The organism is Methylomicrobium agile (assembly GCF_000733855.1).
In the GTDB taxonomy this organism is placed as follows: domain Bacteria; phylum Pseudomonadota; class Gammaproteobacteria; order Methylococcales; family Methylomonadaceae; genus Methylomicrobium; species Methylomicrobium agile.
On the sequence record NZ_JPOJ01000001.1, the window covers coordinates 2,223,236 to 2,240,330 of the forward strand.

Here is a 17,095-nt window from a genome sequence, read left to right on the forward strand (position 1 = left end):
CTCTTTTCCTTTTTTTGGGTGCGAAGTCGATCACGAAGCACACGGGTTTGAGGATTCCTTCATTGTTTTCCGTGAATCTGAACATCAATTGCCGAATCGTCGCTACGGACTTCATAGTAACGCTCCGGGTTGCGATAAATATTCACCATCTGATGGCCGGTTGAGAAGGTGTTTTCCTCAAGGTAATTTGCATTGCCCCAGATCATTTCCTCAATAGTACGGGACGCATACTCACCGAACGCACCACCTGACTTCACAAGTCCTTCAATCTTGGCAATTTTGTGCAGATTTCTTAGGCCCTCTGTTTCATCGTCCGGCATGATGATAAAGAGGTAGTCTCGTGCACGACTGATGGCGACATTCAGGATGCTCCGCTTGTTGAGAAACATCTGCGGGCTTGAAGAGATAGTCGGCGGTGGATTGAAAACGGCAATGATAATGTCGCACTCATCGCCCTGAAAACCGTGAATTGTGCCGACCTGAATCTCCACGACATCAGGCTTGTACGCCCACGAGTCGTTCAGCCTGCTCAACAGGTTCGCCTGGGCACGATAGGGCGCAATGACCCCGATGCGAAATTTGTTTTCATGGCCGATCCGTATCTGCTCTGCAAGCCACCGGACGAATTCGAAAGTGAACAGTGCCGAATAGGTTTGATAGGGCGTTCCGCTCTCCAACCGCTTCGCCCGGTAGATGCTTTCGTATTTGCTGACGGGGAACTTGATGAGGTTGAGCGGTTGGACAGCAAGGCCGTCAAGTTCCAGTGGACGCTGCGTTCCAGTCGCGCGGTGGTGCTTCAAGATGCCGTCATAGGTGAAACGGCTGAAAATCTCGCCGATGGCCGGGATACTTCGGTATTGCGTTTCCAGATTCGTCACCAAGTAGTCGTGTGGCTTCGTAGCAGGCTTTGCAAAAGCGCCTGGCTTATTGAGGCCGACCAACGTGTAGATGTTTTCGTCCTTCCATTGCTCGACTGCGACAATCGGTTCAATCTGGAAAGGGTCTCCGGCAACGATGAATTTCCGGGGTTTCTGGCGGTAAAGTGGGTAGATGATGCTGGCAAGCGAAATCATCGAAGCCTCGTCAATGACGATGGCATCCCACTCCATTTCATGCAGCTTCTTGCTGCCATACTCGACCGCAAGCCCATCGTAGGCGAAGCGGGCAATGGTCGTAACCGTTACGGAGCGAGGCAATGCACCGATGTCAAAAGAACGATCCCGCCACACGCCTGCTTTCTCGATGCGCTCGTCAGCCGAGGTTCCGAAGCGAACCAGCCAGTTCAGAAATGAAGTATCCGCGCCCATCTTTTCCATTATGCGGGTCGTCAGCACATCGGCCGCTTTGTTGGTCGGCGTCAGGACAAGCACTCTTGCCTGCTCCGTTGCCTGCATCATGGGAATCAGCACCTTTTCCGCGAGGTGAGTGGTCTTGCCTGTTCCCGGCGGGCCGAATACGAATTCGATGTCGGGCGTCAGGCTCGCCTTCATGTCGAATTTTTCGGCAAGCCTCAACTCACGGAATCGCTCCAGCAACTCTTGCAACAGGAAGGACGGATTCTGAACTTCGATGCGTGCCTCTAATACCTCGCCCAAGTCAATCCCGCTCAACTCACCCGCGGACGCCAGTTTGCCGAGCAATGAAAACTCTCTGGCAGTAAACGATTCGACATGCAACGTCCCTGTGCGGCCATTGCCAAAATCGAGATCCACACGCACGCCCGAAAACTCTTCGATGGACTGCGGGATGAAACGGCTCGGCTCTTTCAGGACGATGGTTCTGGACGATTGACTGTTCCGCTCCACCTTGCCGAAGCTGATGGAAATGGTCTTGCCGTCCGCGTTTTTTTCACTGCTTGCCATGCACTCCAGTTCCAGCAGGGCGAGAAACCAGCCGTAGCTGTAACGCGGCAAAGTATTGGCTTTGTCATGCAGAACCTGCTCACGCTCTATACGGTCAAGCTCGCTGGCGTAACGATCTTTGGCGCGATCCAGTTTTTTGCCGTAGTCCACTGCTTTCGGTGTGTAGTCGTCCGCGTCTTCGTTGGCATCACTTGGCTGGGTAGGTGGTGTGGGATCATTTTCCTGACGACCCGACGAGTTGTCGTGCTTGACGGAGGGGCGACGCTTTTGAATCTCTTGAATCAGAGTCGATCCAGGAGAGGTCTGTTCGCTACCACCTCCAATCGTAACCGTCGAGGTCTGAGCGGCCTTTGTACGCTTGTCATCTTCGATTAGCGAAAGAATTTGCTCAGGGGAATACCCTGATTTTTCGATTTTCTCCGCGAGCGCAATCTTTCGCCGCTCCTCCTCGTTTAGATGCGCGGTGTCCTGTGCTTCGTCATGGATTCCCAAAAACCTGATGAGCGCCTCTGCTCCTGCGCTGGTTGTGTCATATTGATCTGAAAGTGATTGGATTGTCACGGCATCGGCAGAAACCAGTTCGCCCGCCTTGTTGAGAATCCACTTCGCCGTCAGGAGTCTCTGTTCTTCCGTTGATTTGAAGTATTCGCTTTGATGGCTGTAATAAAACCAAGTGTGCCGCCCTCTCAAACCATGAAGCTGGACAGTGGTTGCAAGAACACGCCATAGCAGGACGGAGCGAGTAGCGTTAATGTTTTCGATGACTTGTTGGCATCCATCAAGATATTTATCTTCAAACTCATGATGTTTCCCGCTCCACGACACACGTTGATTACCAAGCTCCGCAGGCGAGATCGTACGAGAAAGCACACTTGGGGTCTTCCTGACCCCCAATTTGTCAAAAAACCCCTTGAGGTTTGCGCGGTCTTCTTCATCCACCGTCTTATAGTATTTATCTAACAATAGAAACATACTGTCGGGCTTGGTTTCAAACCACACTTTCAAATCATCGGTCGGCAGATAGATATTGGCGGATTTCCCCCAGAAACATTTTTTTTCTGAATCCTGTTTGGTTGAACAGAGAAGAAAAGGCAGTTCTATGATGTCTCTTAAGAAAGTATCGCCTAGGTATTGAGAAAGAGACGTGAAATAGTCGAAGAATGTCTTAAAATGGACAAGTCCTTCATCAACGGTGTTGTCGGGCTTTTGATTCTGCCGCCATTGAGGAAGAATAATATTATAAACCTCATCGCGTTTAGACGGTTCCTGACTATTGACGCCTAATTTCCCCAAGAAATTTTTCAATGTCTCATGGTCGGATTCAGGGTATCTCGCACGAAGTGTTTCCCAAGCGACAAATTTTGTTTCTGGCCTAAGCACATAGAAGGAAACGAGACGTGGGGTTGGGAAGTACAACCCCTGTCCTGATGAAAAACCAGTCTTTCCGATCTTTGTTTCATAAGGCAAAAACGCCAACGATCGGATTTTTGAAATGAATTCCTCAATCTCATTTTGTGGACACTCATCTTTGAAGTATTTGAACGATTTAATAAGGAAATTATCTGCCGGAATTTCGCCCTTCTTCATTTTTTCAATGGCAGATTCGATTTCGTCTTTTACGGTGTGCCCTCGAATACCAAAACGGTCAAAAAACTCCTTGGCGGTTTGAGTTTTTGTACTATCAATGCGTTGCAGAATTTTTTCCACTTTGGAAAATAATTTAGAAGACAAAGTGGTATAGCCATCACCATCATTGTCTGGAAGAAATAGGATTAGTTTTCCGTCTTGGCCATACGAGGCAACGGCATTACCGACACTGTCAATGAAGATTTTCCTGTTTTTTGTTATCTCTGTTCTTGTTTTTGTTTCAGACAGCCATTGATAAAAATTAAACAACCAGTCGTGCGGTTGTTTTTTTATGAAGTCAGCAGAAATACCGTCAAAGCTTTTGCCTCCATCACCTTTCCAACCGGTAAGAATGTCTTTTTCGTCCAACCATGTGCATATAACTTCATCAATATACGTCGCAATTTCTTTGTTTTTGCGTAAGCACTCGTCACGTCCAAATGAAGTAAACACCCAGCGTGCATTCTTGTTGTTGGTTATGTGCGCCAATTGTTTGTTAGAAATGAGCTGCGCAATTCGAGGAACAGATGCCCAATATGCGTTTTTCGATTCTGCGAATAGATTGTCCGTGGAAGGAAGCAATGCTTCTGTCTGTAATTTTGAATTAAAAGCGGTATAGAACGGCTTGAATGAAATTATGCGTCTATCGCCCAGTTCGCTGAATCTCGCCTCGTCGTAGGGGATGATGTCAAGGATGCCGTCGTCAATCAGTTTTTCATCCCGAAGAATCGGCAAACTGTTCGCGGCGAGTTCTGCCAACTGCTCAATCAATTCATTATTGTGCTTTTCTCCGGCTTTGATGCCTTCGCGGCTATCCGTCAGAAGAAAGGGCGCGTGAAGGATGAAATTCAGATTCGTCGCCTCTTTTGTCGGGAAAAAACAGAATGCCGTGCGATCAATCGGCACGAGATTTCCGCTCTCTCCCAAGGCATAGCCGATGGAACAGGGATGCCCGCTCGCGTTGTTTCGCGTGAACATCACCAAACGTTGGCTAGTTCTTTTGCCGTCCAACTTCAATGCCAGCGTGATCCACTGAGCGGTTATGCCTCCTTCCTCAATTTTCCGAGTGACTTTCTTGGTGTATTTACCAGAGACTTTCTCCGCCTCAAAGGACACGGATTTCAGACTGGAAAGGAACAGGACAGGAAACTCCAGAGCCTTTAGTTTCTCAAGAATTTCATCATGGCTCTCTTGGGGCTGTTTTTTCTTATGGTCAAACGGAAAGAAGAACACCGTCTTTGAAGAGTTCCGCCAATCAAGGTCGGCATCCAGCATGTGCGGCACGATGAAGCGTTCGATCTTGAACCGAATTTCCGGGTCGTAAATGTGCGGTGTTTGCGTGTATTGAAAGACCGCCTTGAACCCAACGCCGAACTTGCCGATGGAAGCCTCCGTCTTGTTTGAATTGGCAATGGAAGTAATGGCGTTGATATGCCCCAGAGTGCCGTTGTTCGTATCCGCTTCTTCGTTCTGCGGATTGGAAATGGTGAATCGGACAGAGCCGTTATGCGTGAAATAAAGTCCGCTTTCTTCAAGGCGGAATGTGGCAGTTGTCGCCTTGACATCATCTGCGTTTTGCAAAAGCTCGTAGATGAAGTGCGCTTGATCGGAATATTTGTCCACGATGCCGCCCCAGATGCCGCGTGCGGCTGGGTCATCAAATGCGTCGGCAAGCTTAACACGGCGCGTTGCCAGCTCATCAAACCACTGTTTTTCTTGTTCGGTCATTATCTTTTGTTCTCCCTTTTTCTTCCTGTCTTCCGACAGCTTCTTGCGATCTCTCTCCAGCCAAGTAGCCAAGTAGGGTACGCACCGCGTACCTTTTGAAGCCTCGGCAATTGGATCGCCCAACAAGGTACGCGGTGCGTACCCTACATCTGGATTTTGAAGCAAACCAAATCATTGGCAGGATTGAGCCAGTTTACGGCCAGTGGTCAATGCGTGTTCCGTGTCAGCAAATGGCGGCCGAACCTGCTCTGTCAGAATCAAAGAACGCTAACGGTTTATAGAGACCCAGTTAGAGGGGGTTAATTTTCAAACGGTTTTCCATAAACAAAAAACCCGTTGAAAAGTCTGCCGCTGAACGGCTCTCAACTTTTATTCGGCTAACAGAGCTTCAATAGCGGCTTTCGCATTGCATTGAGCGATGGCTTCGGCGAGTTGCGCGTTATTTAATTGATGCTTGATTGATGCAACACCATGCCATTCAAATGGTTGGTATTCCTTTTGAGCAAAGGTAGCGATTTGGCATTTCTTAACCGGAGAATTATCGAATGGCATTTTTGAATCTGAACGCAAAGGCTCCATTCCTTCCAAGCTTGGCGCATAGATTAAAAAACCGCCTTTCATGGCCAGGACCGCGCGATATTGATTTGCTGTGGTGAAATACAAATCGCCAACTGCAATCTCTGATTCTTTCAGCCAAAGATTCTTATTTTTCTTGTTCTTCTTCATTCAGAATTTAAGCTCAAACGGGTTGATGTTTACCGAGGCGCATGGCCCCGGATTTAACACGCTTTTGGCCCTAAAAGTCGCTCATGTGCAGATGGGTTTTGGCGAGAAGCCGCCGAATCGTAAAGTGCAAATAATTGTACCATGGTAAAGACCGGCGTTCGGGTTAAACGTACGTGCATCCGAATCGCTGGGTTGCTCATCAGTTGCGGCATGGAAGAAGCTGACCCATCAACTTACCCTTGTTCCATGGAACAATTTTTACGATTTGACATTGGCGCTGAATAGACGGCGCAAACCCAAGCGACCGGTAGACTGGATCAGTCCTTTTTCTTCATAAAACCGTAACGTTGAAGCGGGCAAGCCAGTTGCCTTTGCTACCTCAGATATATCCATTATTTCACCTGTCGTAATTAATACTTGACTTCAAGTTGACTTGAAATTTTATCCTAGCCCTGAACATAACGTGGTACAACACTGAAGCAATAATTTTGTGGTGATTTTTTATATTTGAACATTTAAGGAGTCGATATGGAAGCAAGTTTCTGGCATCAAAAATGGGAGCGCGGTGAGATTGCTTTTCATGAAAGCGAAGCAAACCCATTTCTGATAGCCCATTTTGAAAAATTAAAGCTGGCAAAAGGTTGCCGTGTGTTCCTGCCTTTATGCGGCAAAACACGCGACATTTCCTGGTTACTTGGCTGCGGTTATCGAGTGGCTGGCGCCGAATTGAGCGAACTCGCCGTTAACGAGTTGTTTAAAGAACTTGGGTTAGAGCCGCAAATCTTTAAAGCTAGGGAGTTGGTCCGCTACAGCGCTAAAGATATCGACATATTCGTGGGCGATATTTTTGATGTGTCTGCTGAATTTCTTGGGCCCATAAGCGCGATATACGATCGCGCTGCTTTAGTCGCCTTGCCTTCCAGCATACGAGAGCGATATACGTCCCATCTGATGAACATAACCGGCACAGCGCCGCAGTTGCTGATCTGTTATGAATACGACCAACGGTTGATGGATGGCCCTCCGTTTTCAGTTAACGAAAACGAAGTCAAGCAACATTATGGCGCTATGTACCAATTAAAGGCAGTTGAAAGCAAGCGTGTCGCGGGAGGTTTGAAGGGAAAAGTCGCATCAACGGAGACCGTCTGGTTGCTCCAGCACGTTAGCGTCAAACAGAGTTGAACAGTTTCCAGTAAAGAGCGTCGAATAGTTCCCAGTTAAAGTGGAGGGTGTAAATAATTCCGTGTAACCGCTTATTTTCAGTGTAGTAAACTTCTCTCAAGGAGAGCAGAAAATGAGCGATATTATTAAAGACCCCACGATGGTTGCCGCTTGACAAGATTTGGCCCGTGGCGTTAAGTCAGAGCGTGATTTAGCGGCACTGACTCAGGATTTACTGAAAATCACGGTAGAAGCCTCGCTGAATGCCGAAATGGATGCCCATTTAGGGTATGCCAAGCCTTCTCCCGAAGGCTATGGTTCCGGCAATAGTCGCAACGGTTATGGCACAAAAAAGCTGAAAAGCGGACACGGGGTCATTGAGATTGACACCCCACGCGATCGTAACGGCAGCTTCGAGCCGCCGCTGGTCACCAAGCATCAAACCCGCTTGAGTCATTTTGACGATAAGATTCTGACCTTGTATGCCAAGGGCATGAGCACGCGAGATATCGTCGAAACCTTCCGCGAACTCTATGGCGCCGATATCTCGCCCACCCTGGTGTCTAATGTCACGGAAGCGGTACTGGGCAAAGTGATCGAGTGGCAATCCCGACCCTTGGATGCGCTCTATCCTATCCTCTATCTGGACTGCATTGTCGTCAAAATCCGGCAGGACAAGCGAGTCATCAACAAAGCCGTTTACCTGGCGCTCGGCGTCACCCTGGAAGGCAGAAAGGAGTTGCTGGGTCTGTGGCTGTCCGAAAATGAAGGCGCCAAATTCTGGCTGTCGGTCCTGACCGAACTGAAAAACCGCGGCGTCAAGGATGTGCTCATTGCCTGTGTCGATGGCTTAACCGGTTTTCCGGAAGCGATCGCCGCCGCTTTCCCAAGCACACAAGTCCAACTCTGTATCGTGCATAGGGTGCGCAATTCCTTGCGTTTCGTGTCCTGGAAAGACCGCAAAACCGTCGCCGCCGGGCTCCGGAAAATCTACCAGTCCGTTACCGTGACTGAAGCAGAACAGGAATTGGAAGCCTTTGCCGCGCAATGGGACGGCCAATACCCCTCCATCAGTCGCTCCTGGCGCAACCACTGGGCCAACTTGATCGCATTCTTCGATTACCCTGACGCGATCCGGAAAATCATTTACACCACCAATGCCATTGAATCGATCAATAGCGTGATTAGAAAAGCCATCAATCAACGGAAACTGTTCCCCAATGACGATTCGGCTATGAAAGTCATTTATTTGGCAATCGAGAATGCCTCTAAAAAATGGTCCATGCCATTGCGCGATTGGAAGCCGGCTATTAATCAGTTTATGATTATGTTTCCAGACCGCATGCCCAATTAAATTTAACCGCGGTTTACACGGATTGTTTTACCCTCTCAAAGGGTTACGGAGCTTACAACATAAGAGGCGTTGTTTGGCTTCTCTACGCTAGCGTCTCCCGATGTATGCCCGATTTTCCGCTGACCGGACAGCGCCTACCTCTTCGAGGATATCGCCTGCGATGACTTGCCGGCCCGCTTTTTCCGGGTTTGACTCGAAGTCTTGGGCGGCGAATTTTTTTTTCGACGGGCTCGGCGGTTTCGATCTTGACCGTACTGACTCCCTGTTCCTTCATTCCAAGCTTTTTCGCCGCGGCCTTCGAGAGGTCGATTACGCGATCCTTCGCATAGGGCCCTCGGTCGTTGATCTCGACTTCGACCTTTTTCTTGTTTTCGAGATTGGTCACTTCCACTTCGGTCCCCAAAGGCAACTCAGGATGGGCAGCCGTCATTTCCCGCTGATCGAAAACCTCGCCGCTGGCCGTCTTGCAGCCATGAAAACCGGGACCGTACCAAGAGGCTTCCCCTACTTCTTTATGAGCCTTCCGGGGCGCTGCATCCTGAACTTTCGTCTCCGTTTTGGAGGCCGCTTCCCCTTCTTCTTTCCCGGTACACCCCGGCAATCCCGGACTCGCACTCAACAGCGCGCATAAGCTGCCTTGAAGAAGGACATTTTTGACATTCAATATTTTCATCGCGAAAACTATCGAATCGATTATTTAAGAGCCATGATTATTAAATAAAACCCAAACGATAACTTCTAAATACTTCGATTAAAAAATAACTTCGTTAATTCATTTCTCGGGAAAAATTTCTTTACATTTAGTGAATTATTTATATAAAAAAATAAATATAAACTATAACTCATACTAAGCTGCTTTCTTCATAAAGCTTTATTTTGTTTGATTCATGCCACAGGGAATGTTCGATACCGTACAGAACTTTTATATCAGCCCCGTATATTTTCATCATTCTTTTTATATAAAAAGAATGGGGTAATTGGCTAGATTTCAGACACAAATCAACCAATGATTCATTAATATTTTCGAGGATGTATATCATGCCCAGACAAAGAGAAGAAACCGGCCAAGGCAAGTCAGCCCGCGGCTTTGCTTCAATGGATGAAGAAAAACAACGCGCAATTGCCAGCAAAGGCGGCCACGCCAGCCATGAGAAAGGCACCGCCCACGAGTTCACGCCGGAAGAAGCTCGGGAAGCCGGACGCAAAGGCGGCCAAGTCGCTCATGAGAGAGGCACCGCCCACGAATTCACTTCCGAAGAAGCCCGCGAAGCCGGACGCAAAGGCGGCCAGGTCGCTCATCAGAAAGGCACCGCCCACGAGTTCACTTCCGAAGAAGCCCGCGAAGCCGGACGCAAAGGCGGCAAGGCCGCCCACGAGAAAGGCACCGCCCACGAGTTCACTTCCGAAGAAGCCCGGGAAGCCGGACGCAAAGGCGGCAAAGCTTCGCATGGCGGCGGCAGAGAAGAAGAAGGAGGGGAAGGGGAAGGAAGAGCGCATTAAATTCATTCATTTCCGTAATAAAAACGGCTCTCTAATAACGGATTTGTTAGAGGGTCGTTTTTTAGGCTTTCCTTCGCACGGTAAATCGCTAAGGTGAGTGCCCGCCGGGGCGGGGGGTATCCGGCCGATTGTGCGTGGTGGATGCGCTTCGCTTATCCATCCTACGGCCCCTTAACTTAACGGCATTGCCCCATTCCGCCCCGTCCTGCTGATTACATCCTTACCGCCGTTCGCGAGAGTGGGAAACAGTTCGACGAAAACCTCCGTTTCAGCGGATTTATCGGATAAGCCAAAAGCCTCAAGGCCGTTTATCCATGTGTTTTTGGCCGTGGTTATTCGGGGAACCGGGAATCACGGCTCTCCTCATGCCTATACCGCGCCCAAGAGCAGCATAACGAGAAAAATTACCAGTATCAGGCCGAGTATGCCGCTGGGTCCATACCCTCAGCTCCGGCTATAAGGCCAAACGGGAACCGCGCCCAAAATGATCAAGAGTAAAATGACCAGCAATAGAGTACTTGTCGACATAACGATTCTCCATAAAACGTAAACGCTAATCCTGAAGCCGGGCTTCGGCCTGGAACCCCGAGACTTCGGTACCGGCATCCCCGCTTCGCTCCCGCGGCGGTATTGAATCTGCACCGCAAATGATTCAAAACCCAATCGCCGGCACCCTCCGGATACCCGGCTTGATGCCCAAGAACAGGCCCGTAGATTTAATCTACGGTTAGGTTAGGGCGCTGTCTGTACCCTGAGCCGCACACGGAATGGTCCGCCCACATCGGGACAGCAACCCGGTTTTACGCCGTTTCACTCCTTTTTGATGATGCAAGTCGTCCATTAGAGTCAAATAAGGTTTGCAAGTGCGACTTTTTATTCGCGGCCGCCCGGATACGGGGGAGCCGCGCGTCAAACGATAAAGCAGAGCGAATGAGGAAGGCACCGCTTCGTCAGTCTTCGAGACGGCGAAAGCCCGGAATGCTTCGCGGTATCCCGCGAAGTGGCGGGTCCTATAACAGCGCCTTGAGCCGGTACAACGCATCCAATGCCTGTTTCGGACTCAGTGCGTCGGGATCGATGTCCTCCAGCAAGCCGACCGCCGGGTGGCATTCCGGCACGGAAAACAGGTCGAACTGATCGATGCCCGATTCGGCCCGCTGCTCGATATAGGCGTTGTTTTCGAGATGCGCCAGTTTGGTTTTGGCTTTCTCGATCACCGCGCGCGGCACGCCGGCCAGCGCCGCCACCTGCAGCCCGTAACTCTGGTTGGCCGGGCCGTCCTTCACCGCATGCAGGAACACGATCCGGTCACCGTGCTCCATCGCCTCCAGATGCACGTTGCGGATCGACGGACGCTCCTCGGCCAGCGTGGTCAATTCGAAATAATGGGTGGCGAACAGCGTGAACGCCTGCGTGACTCTCGCCAGGTGGTCCGCGCAGGCCCAGGCCAGCGACAGACCGTCGAAGGTGCTGGTGCCGCGGCCGATTTCGTCCATCAGGATCAGGCTTTGCGCGGTCGCGTTGTGCAAAATGTTGGCGGTTTCGGACATTTCGACCATGAACGTCGAACGGCCCGAGGCCAGATCGTCCGAAGCGCCGATCCGGGTGAAGATCTTGTCGACCGGCCCGAGAACCGCCGACTTTGCCGGCACGAAACAGCCGACATGCGCGATCAGTACGATCAGCGCGGCCTGCCGCATGTAGGTCGACTTGCCGCCCATGTTCGGACCGGTAATGACCAGCATCCGGCTTTCGCCTGCCAAATTCAAATCGTTCGGCACAAAAGGCACGCCGCCAACCTGCTCGACCACCGGATGCCGGCCGGCTTCGATCCGGATGCCCGGCTCGGCCTGCAGCATGGGCCGCGACAGGTTCAGCGTCTCGGCGCGCTCGGCGAAGTTGACCAGCACATCGAGTTCGGCCAGCGCCGCCGCGCACAGTTGCAGTTCGCCTAAAGAACTGGCGATCACGTCCAGCAGTTCGTCGTACAGGGCCTTCTCGAAGGCCAGCGATTTTTCACGGGCGCTCAGCACCTTGTCCTCGAACGCCTTCAGCTCTTCGGTGATGTAGCGTTCGGCGCCTTTCAGGGTCTGCTTGCGGGTATAGTGAACCGGCACCTTGTCCGCGTTCGCGTTCGAAATTTCGATGTAAAAACCGTGCACTCGATTGTAGTTGACCTTCAGGTTATGAATCCCGGTCGCTTGCCGCTCGCGCCGCTCCATCTCGATCAGAAACCGGTCGGCGTTCTGGCTCAGATTGCGCAGTTCGTCGAGTTCTTCGTCGTAACCCGCCGCGATTACCCCGCCGTCGCGGATCAGCATCGGCGGATTGTCGACGATTGCCCTGCCGAGCAGCTCCAGCATGGCCGGATGTTCGCCGATGTCCGCGCGCAGCCCGGCCAGATGCGGATCGTCGAACCCGTCCAGGCGTTTCTGCAGAACCGGCAGGGCCGCCAGCGTCGAACGCAGCACCAGCAAATCGCGGGGCCGGGCCGATTTCAGCGCGATCCGGGTACTGATTCGCTCGATGTCGCCGACCTGCCGCAAGGTGTCCTGCAGCGCCCGGTACAGGCCGTCCTGAAGCAGGGTTTCGATGCAGGCATAGCGCCGGTTCAGGACGAAGTGATCCCGGAGCGGCCGGTTCAGCCAGCGCCGGAGGCAGCGGCTGCCCATCGCGGTCGCGGTTTTGTCCAGCACGCCGAGCAGCGTGAATTGCAGTTGTCCGCTCGGATGCGTGTCGATTTCGAGATTCCGCCGGCTCGACGCGTCGAGCTGAATGGAATCGTCGCTGGTTTCGGTACGGATGCCCTGAATGTGCGGCAGCACGTTCTGCTGGGTATCGCGGACGTATTGCAGAAGCCCGCCGGCCGCCGCCACCGCCGCCGGCATCGCCTCGCAGCCGAAACCTTTCAGATCGTGCGCTTTGAACTGCTTCAACACCAACAGCCGCGCGCTTTCCGCTTCGAAATGCCAGGGCGGACGCCGGCACAGGCCGCTGCGCTGCTTCAGATTGTCCGGCAGCGGCCAGCTTTCGCTGTACAAAAGTTCCGCCGGATTAAGCCGCCCCACTTCGCCGAGCAACTGGTCTTCCGATTCGGCTTCCTGCAGCACGAAACGGCCGCTGGTCAAGTCGAGGCTTGCGATCCCGTAACGCCCCTGCAATTGGCAGAGCGCGACCAGCAGGTTGTCCTTCCGGTCTTCGAGCAGCGCTTCGTCGGTGACCGTGCCGGGCGTGATGATTCGGACCACCTTGCGCTCGACCGGCCCCTTGGAGGCGGCCGGATCGCCGATCTGTTCGCAGATCGCGACCGATTCGCCAATCCGGATTAACTTCGCGATATAGCCTTCCGCTGCATGATACGGAATGCCCGCCATCGGTATCGGCAGGCCCTGCGACTGGCCGCGGGCGGTCAACGTAATGTCGAGCAGCCGCGCGGCTTTTTTCGCATCGTCGTAGAAAAGTTCATAGAAATCCCCCATCCGGTAAAACAGCAGGGTTTCGGGATAGTCGGACTTGATGCGCAGATACTGCTGCATCATCGGCGTATGTTCTTTTTGCTGGCCTTCTCCATGGCCCTGATTTAACTTGTCTTTCATTCTCGTCTTATTGATACAGAAGCTCTATTAACGGACGCATTCGGCAAGCCGCTATCGGTCATTGCCGGCAATGTCCTTTCCAGCCGCTATTGTCGCTTGGGGAGCCTTGAAAAACCAGCGTGATTCACGGCGCAGTTGCGACTATTTGAACAAGAAAAAGCTCAAGAGGCTATCCGTAAAGCCGAATACGAACGTAAGTGTCAGCAGGCGGAGGAAGCTCGACGTCAGCGGGAGAGCGACCCGAAATAGTTCGCCAAAATAAAAAACCAGCAGCTTCGGTCACGCTATGGGCTGGATCAGTTCATTGAAAAACAGTTTTTTGCCCGTTTGATGGACATTCTTCATCGCCTAGACGGTGGCAATCGTCTCTCTGACGAAGACATTCTGTGGCTTACCACCGAGGGCTCGGATTACTATACTGAGGCTCTACAGACGGCCTTTCATGAGCGCGAGGCTGAGTTCTATACGGCTGAGTACAAACGAACAGCTGATCCATGGAATGCGGTGAATGCCAGCGGCCACTACCGCAAGTGCAACCAAGCCAGAAAAGCCCATGATCGGCTGGCTTCGATCCCTGCCGGGCGTCAGAAAGCCCCCAAACTGATCTCTGCCATCTGCACGACCCATGGCGGTGTGATGCGAGATTTGAAGCGTTTCAATGAAGCTTTGAATTTTGACGACCAGGCACATGCTCTGACGCCGAAGGATTTCCGCCCCTGCACCCTATTAGGTGCGGTAAATTTCGAGATGGGAAACTTACGACCTCGGGAGGGACTGGTATGCCAAGGCGACAGAACGCGGAGCCAGTGAGCGGACGATTGACTATGACCTGCATGGCATCTTCCTGCGTGCGGATAAGGCTAAACGCGAGGAAATAAGGGCATTCCTGCTTCGCGAAGATCCGGTTCGGTATAAATGGGTTATAAACTCAAGGTCCAAGATCAAGCGCCCTCTTAGAGTCGATAGTACCAGCCAAATTGCCATCGAGTGCTAGCGGCCAAAAGCGGAAGTTCATCATTGCGGGCAAGCAGACACTCAAATGGCCGCGATAGCCCGGAAGCGAGGGTCAAATCGATGCCAATGCCGTGGCAACCATGTAATTAAGCAATTAAAGATTAATACTGGAAACGGCTGCAAGCCGTATTTCGTCACATCAACAAAAATCGCTTGAAAATTAAAGTTTCATACTGAAAACGTGGTTTCGTTGCATACCCGATCAACCACAGGTGTTTATGTCGTTGATTTTGCGATGGTATGAAACATTATTGCCTAGCCAGTATGAGACTTTATTACCCGGTATGATTCTTTATTGCCTTCCTACAAACCGCCGCCCTTTTTCTCCAATCGCATGGCGTCGGTACCTCGCGTTCGGTGCGAATATACAAAACCTTATGGTGAGCAGGCAATCGAGAAAGTGCGCGAAAATCCCTATCGCTTAGCATTAGATATTCACGGCATCGGCTTTAAGATGGCTGACATGCTGGCTCATCAGAAGTTGGGCATCGGCCCGCAATCCCTTCGCGGCCACGCGGGGCTCTGAAGCTTTCACCTGTGCTCGCTCAGGATGACGGAACACCCAAGGCGGTATGGCGTTCTGCTGGAATCACAGACCGGAGCTGCTGCCTTTGACTAACCGTTCGGCGGCGAAGTATTCCGCCCTAGGATGGTATCCGTCAGGCAGGATTGGGGACATCGTAGGGCCAATTGATCGCGAAGGATTTCAGCGATCCGCAAGGCGCCAGGACCTGTTGCATCGCGGTCGGCGAAGATCAAGTACAGGGTCGACCAGCGTTCCGACCCCTCCTCCAGCGGGAGCGGTTTTAACTTTCCTGTATCGAGTTCCAGACGGATGAGATCCTCAGCATACCAAGCATAACCTAGTCCTAGGCAAGCGGCACGAATCGAGGTAGCCTGCTGGCCCACGGTCCAGCGCTGCTCATTGAGCCAGCTGACTGTGCGCGTTCGCTCACGGCCAGTGTCACGAACCACCAGATGCCTGTGCTGACGCAAATCCGCCATCGTAAGCGGCCGTCTCAACTGATGTAGTGGATGGTCAGGGTGGGCGCTGGCGATGAAGCGCACTCGTATGAGTGGATCGCCGACAAATCCCGCCGGCACCGTCGGACCGATACCCAGTTCGACAAGGCCCTCCTGCAACGCTTCATCGGTGCCACTCAGCACCGTCTCGATAAGCTCGATGCGTGTTTCGGGATGTTCATCGGAAAAGCGCGCCAAGGCTTCCAACAACAGCCAAGTGGGGAAAATGGTGTCCACGGCCAGTCGCAATTCTGGCTCCCAACCTGCCGCCAGGCTGGCCGCCACGTGTTCCAGACGCACGGCTTCCTCCATGAGTGTCTTTCCTCGTCGATACAACACTTGACCGACGCTGGTCAGCACTGCCTTTCGGCCCTGTATTTCGAAGACTTTAATGCCCAGCGACTGTTCCAGTTTATGCACCGCATAAGTCATCGTGGATTGGCTCTTGTGGAGTTGGTCAGCAGCCTGCGCATAGCCGCCCGCATCCACAACTGACACAAGCGCTCGCCACTGGTCCAGCGAAATTTTATGGTTTGAGGTCATATTGATCGATGAATTCGATAGGTATGAGCGAATTTTCGCGCTTTTCAATACTGATAATCAATAGTTTAATGCAATCTCCGATGTTTGAAGGAGACACTTACACTTTATGAGGAGCAGACAACAAGAAAGTCAAACGTCATACCTGAAAGATATTTTAATACCCCATTATTTTTATAGAGATTAAATCATGTCATTGAAAAAAGTATTTATCGCATTCGCTCTGTTTTTCGCCATGCTGGGCTTTTCCGGCGCAACTTTCGCCGAAGCCAAAGTTAACGTGTCTGACACGTTGAAAGAAGTCGATGCCAAAATCCAAATCGCTTTAGAGGCCGTTCCTGCAGGCAATGCACAACAACTGGCTACCTTAATCAAAGACGCTAACGAAAAAACTAAAGAACTGGACGCCAATTACAAATTTGACTTTGAACGCACCAAAGTGCAACAAGTCCTGAAAAAAGCTCGCGATGCCGCGAAAAAATCGGATTTTCCAGGTGCTGCGCAAGAATTGAAAGCAGCTCGCGAAGGATTTGCCAATCTGAAATCTTTCCTTAACTGACACAAGGGCTCGCCACTGGTCCAGCGAAATTTTATGGTTTGAGGTCATATTGATCGATGAATTCGATAGGTATGAGCGAATTTTTGCACTTTTCAATCCTGATAATTAATAGTTTAATGCAATCCCCGATGTTTGAAGGAGACGCTTACACTTTATGTGGTGGTCACTCCGTCGGTTACCTCCTCATTAGCCGTTTGATTAGCCATTTGAATGGGTGACACCGTAGCAGTCGAAGTCGATCCTTCTCAGGACTTTTTGGTTATAACTTCACTTCGGGATAAAGGGATCGGTCTCGGAATCTTTGATTCTGAGATCAAAACCATCCAGCCTCTCTACTTCTGGTCGAGGGGCTTTTTTTTGTTTCCGTAATCAAACATTGCATAAATGAAATGAATATTTTCCAATT

Annotated in this window: 12 protein-coding genes and 1 pseudogene; 6 read left to right on the top strand and 7 right to left on the bottom strand. The window is 51.3% G+C overall.

Annotated elements, in window-relative coordinates; genetic code table 11:
- Positions 1–59: 59 nt before the first annotated feature.
- The 3 genes from CC94_RS0110415 to CC94_RS23045 all read right to left on the bottom strand — a co-directional run bounded on the left by CC94_RS0110415 (position 60) and on the right by CC94_RS23045 (position 6,335).
- On the bottom strand, positions 60–5,216 hold the full coding sequence (locus CC94_RS0110415) for a DEAD/DEAH box helicase (protein WP_031430783.1): 5,157 nt from the start codon (positions 5,214–5,216) through the stop codon (positions 60–62).
- 369 nt (positions 5,217–5,585) lie between these two features.
- The gene (locus CC94_RS0110420; protein WP_005369594.1) at positions 5,586–5,942 is read right to left on the bottom strand and encodes a hypothetical protein; all 357 of its coding nucleotides are present in this window, start codon (positions 5,940–5,942) and stop codon (positions 5,586–5,588) included.
- A 258-nt stretch (positions 5,943–6,200) separates the two neighbouring features.
- Positions 6,201–6,335 carry a MerR family DNA-binding transcriptional regulator gene (locus tag CC94_RS23045; RefSeq protein WP_342666511.1) on the bottom strand — a complete coding sequence of 45 codons (135 nt, stop codon included), beginning with the start codon at positions 6,333–6,335 and terminating at the stop codon, positions 6,201–6,203.
- Positions 6,336–6,470: 135 nt separating this feature from the next.
- On the opposite strand from CC94_RS23045, the gene tmpT reads away from it, so the two are divergent.
- Together tmpT and CC94_RS0110430 are read left to right on the top strand one after the other, a co-directional pair.
- Positions 6,471–7,124, top strand: coding sequence for a thiopurine S-methyltransferase (gene tmpT / locus CC94_RS0110425; protein ID WP_005369596.1), 654 nt, complete (start codon positions 6,471–6,473; stop codon positions 7,122–7,124).
- 160 nt (positions 7,125–7,284) lie between these two features.
- A complete protein-coding gene (locus tag CC94_RS0110430) occupies positions 7,285–8,457 on the top strand; it encodes an IS256 family transposase (RefSeq protein WP_031430785.1) in 1,173 nt (390 codons plus the stop codon).
- 82 nt (positions 8,458–8,539) lie between these two features.
- Here the strand turns inward: CC94_RS0110430 and CC94_RS22325 are convergent, their stop codons facing one another.
- Entirely contained in the window at positions 8,540–9,130 is a 591-nt protein-coding gene (locus CC94_RS22325; protein WP_005369598.1) for a septal ring lytic transglycosylase RlpA family protein, read from the bottom strand.
- Positions 9,131–9,495: 365 nt separating this feature from the next.
- On the opposite strand from CC94_RS22325, the gene CC94_RS0110440 reads away from it, so the two are divergent.
- Entirely contained in the window at positions 9,496–9,957 is a 462-nt protein-coding gene (locus tag CC94_RS0110440; RefSeq protein WP_005369599.1) for a KGG domain-containing protein, read from the top strand.
- A 369-nt stretch (positions 9,958–10,326) separates the two neighbouring features.
- On the opposite strand, the pseudogene CC94_RS23050 reads toward CC94_RS0110440, so the two are convergent.
- Positions 10,327–10,563, bottom strand: a pseudogene (locus CC94_RS23050) (DUF3309 domain-containing protein).
- Between the two features lie 404 nt (positions 10,564–10,967).
- Entirely contained in the window at positions 10,968–13,553 is a 2,586-nt protein-coding gene (mutS, locus tag CC94_RS0110445; protein ID WP_005369600.1) for a DNA mismatch repair protein MutS, read from the bottom strand.
- 330 nt (positions 13,554–13,883) lie between these two features.
- On the opposite strand from mutS, the gene CC94_RS22330 reads away from it, so the two are divergent.
- Positions 13,884–14,363, top strand: a complete 480-nt coding sequence (locus CC94_RS22330; protein ID WP_051040289.1) for a hypothetical protein — start codon at positions 13,884–13,886, stop codon at positions 14,361–14,363.
- Positions 14,364–14,901: 538 nt separating this feature from the next.
- Positions 14,902–15,093, top strand: a complete 192-nt coding sequence (locus tag CC94_RS0110455; protein ID WP_031430789.1) for a helix-hairpin-helix domain-containing protein — start codon at positions 14,902–14,904, stop codon at positions 15,091–15,093.
- Between the two features lie 89 nt (positions 15,094–15,182).
- On the opposite strand, the gene CC94_RS0110460 is transcribed toward CC94_RS0110455, so the two are convergent.
- Entirely contained in the window at positions 15,183–16,181 is a 999-nt protein-coding gene (locus CC94_RS0110460; RefSeq protein WP_236993962.1) for a LysR family transcriptional regulator, read from the bottom strand.
- Between the two features lie 139 nt (positions 16,182–16,320).
- Here CC94_RS0110460 and CC94_RS0110465 point away from each other — a divergent pair, with 139 nt between their 5' ends.
- Complete coding sequence (locus tag CC94_RS0110465; RefSeq protein ID WP_005369602.1) at positions 16,321–16,689, top strand: hypothetical protein; 369 nt, start codon at positions 16,321–16,323, stop codon at positions 16,687–16,689.
- Positions 16,690–17,095: the final 406 nt, after the last annotated feature.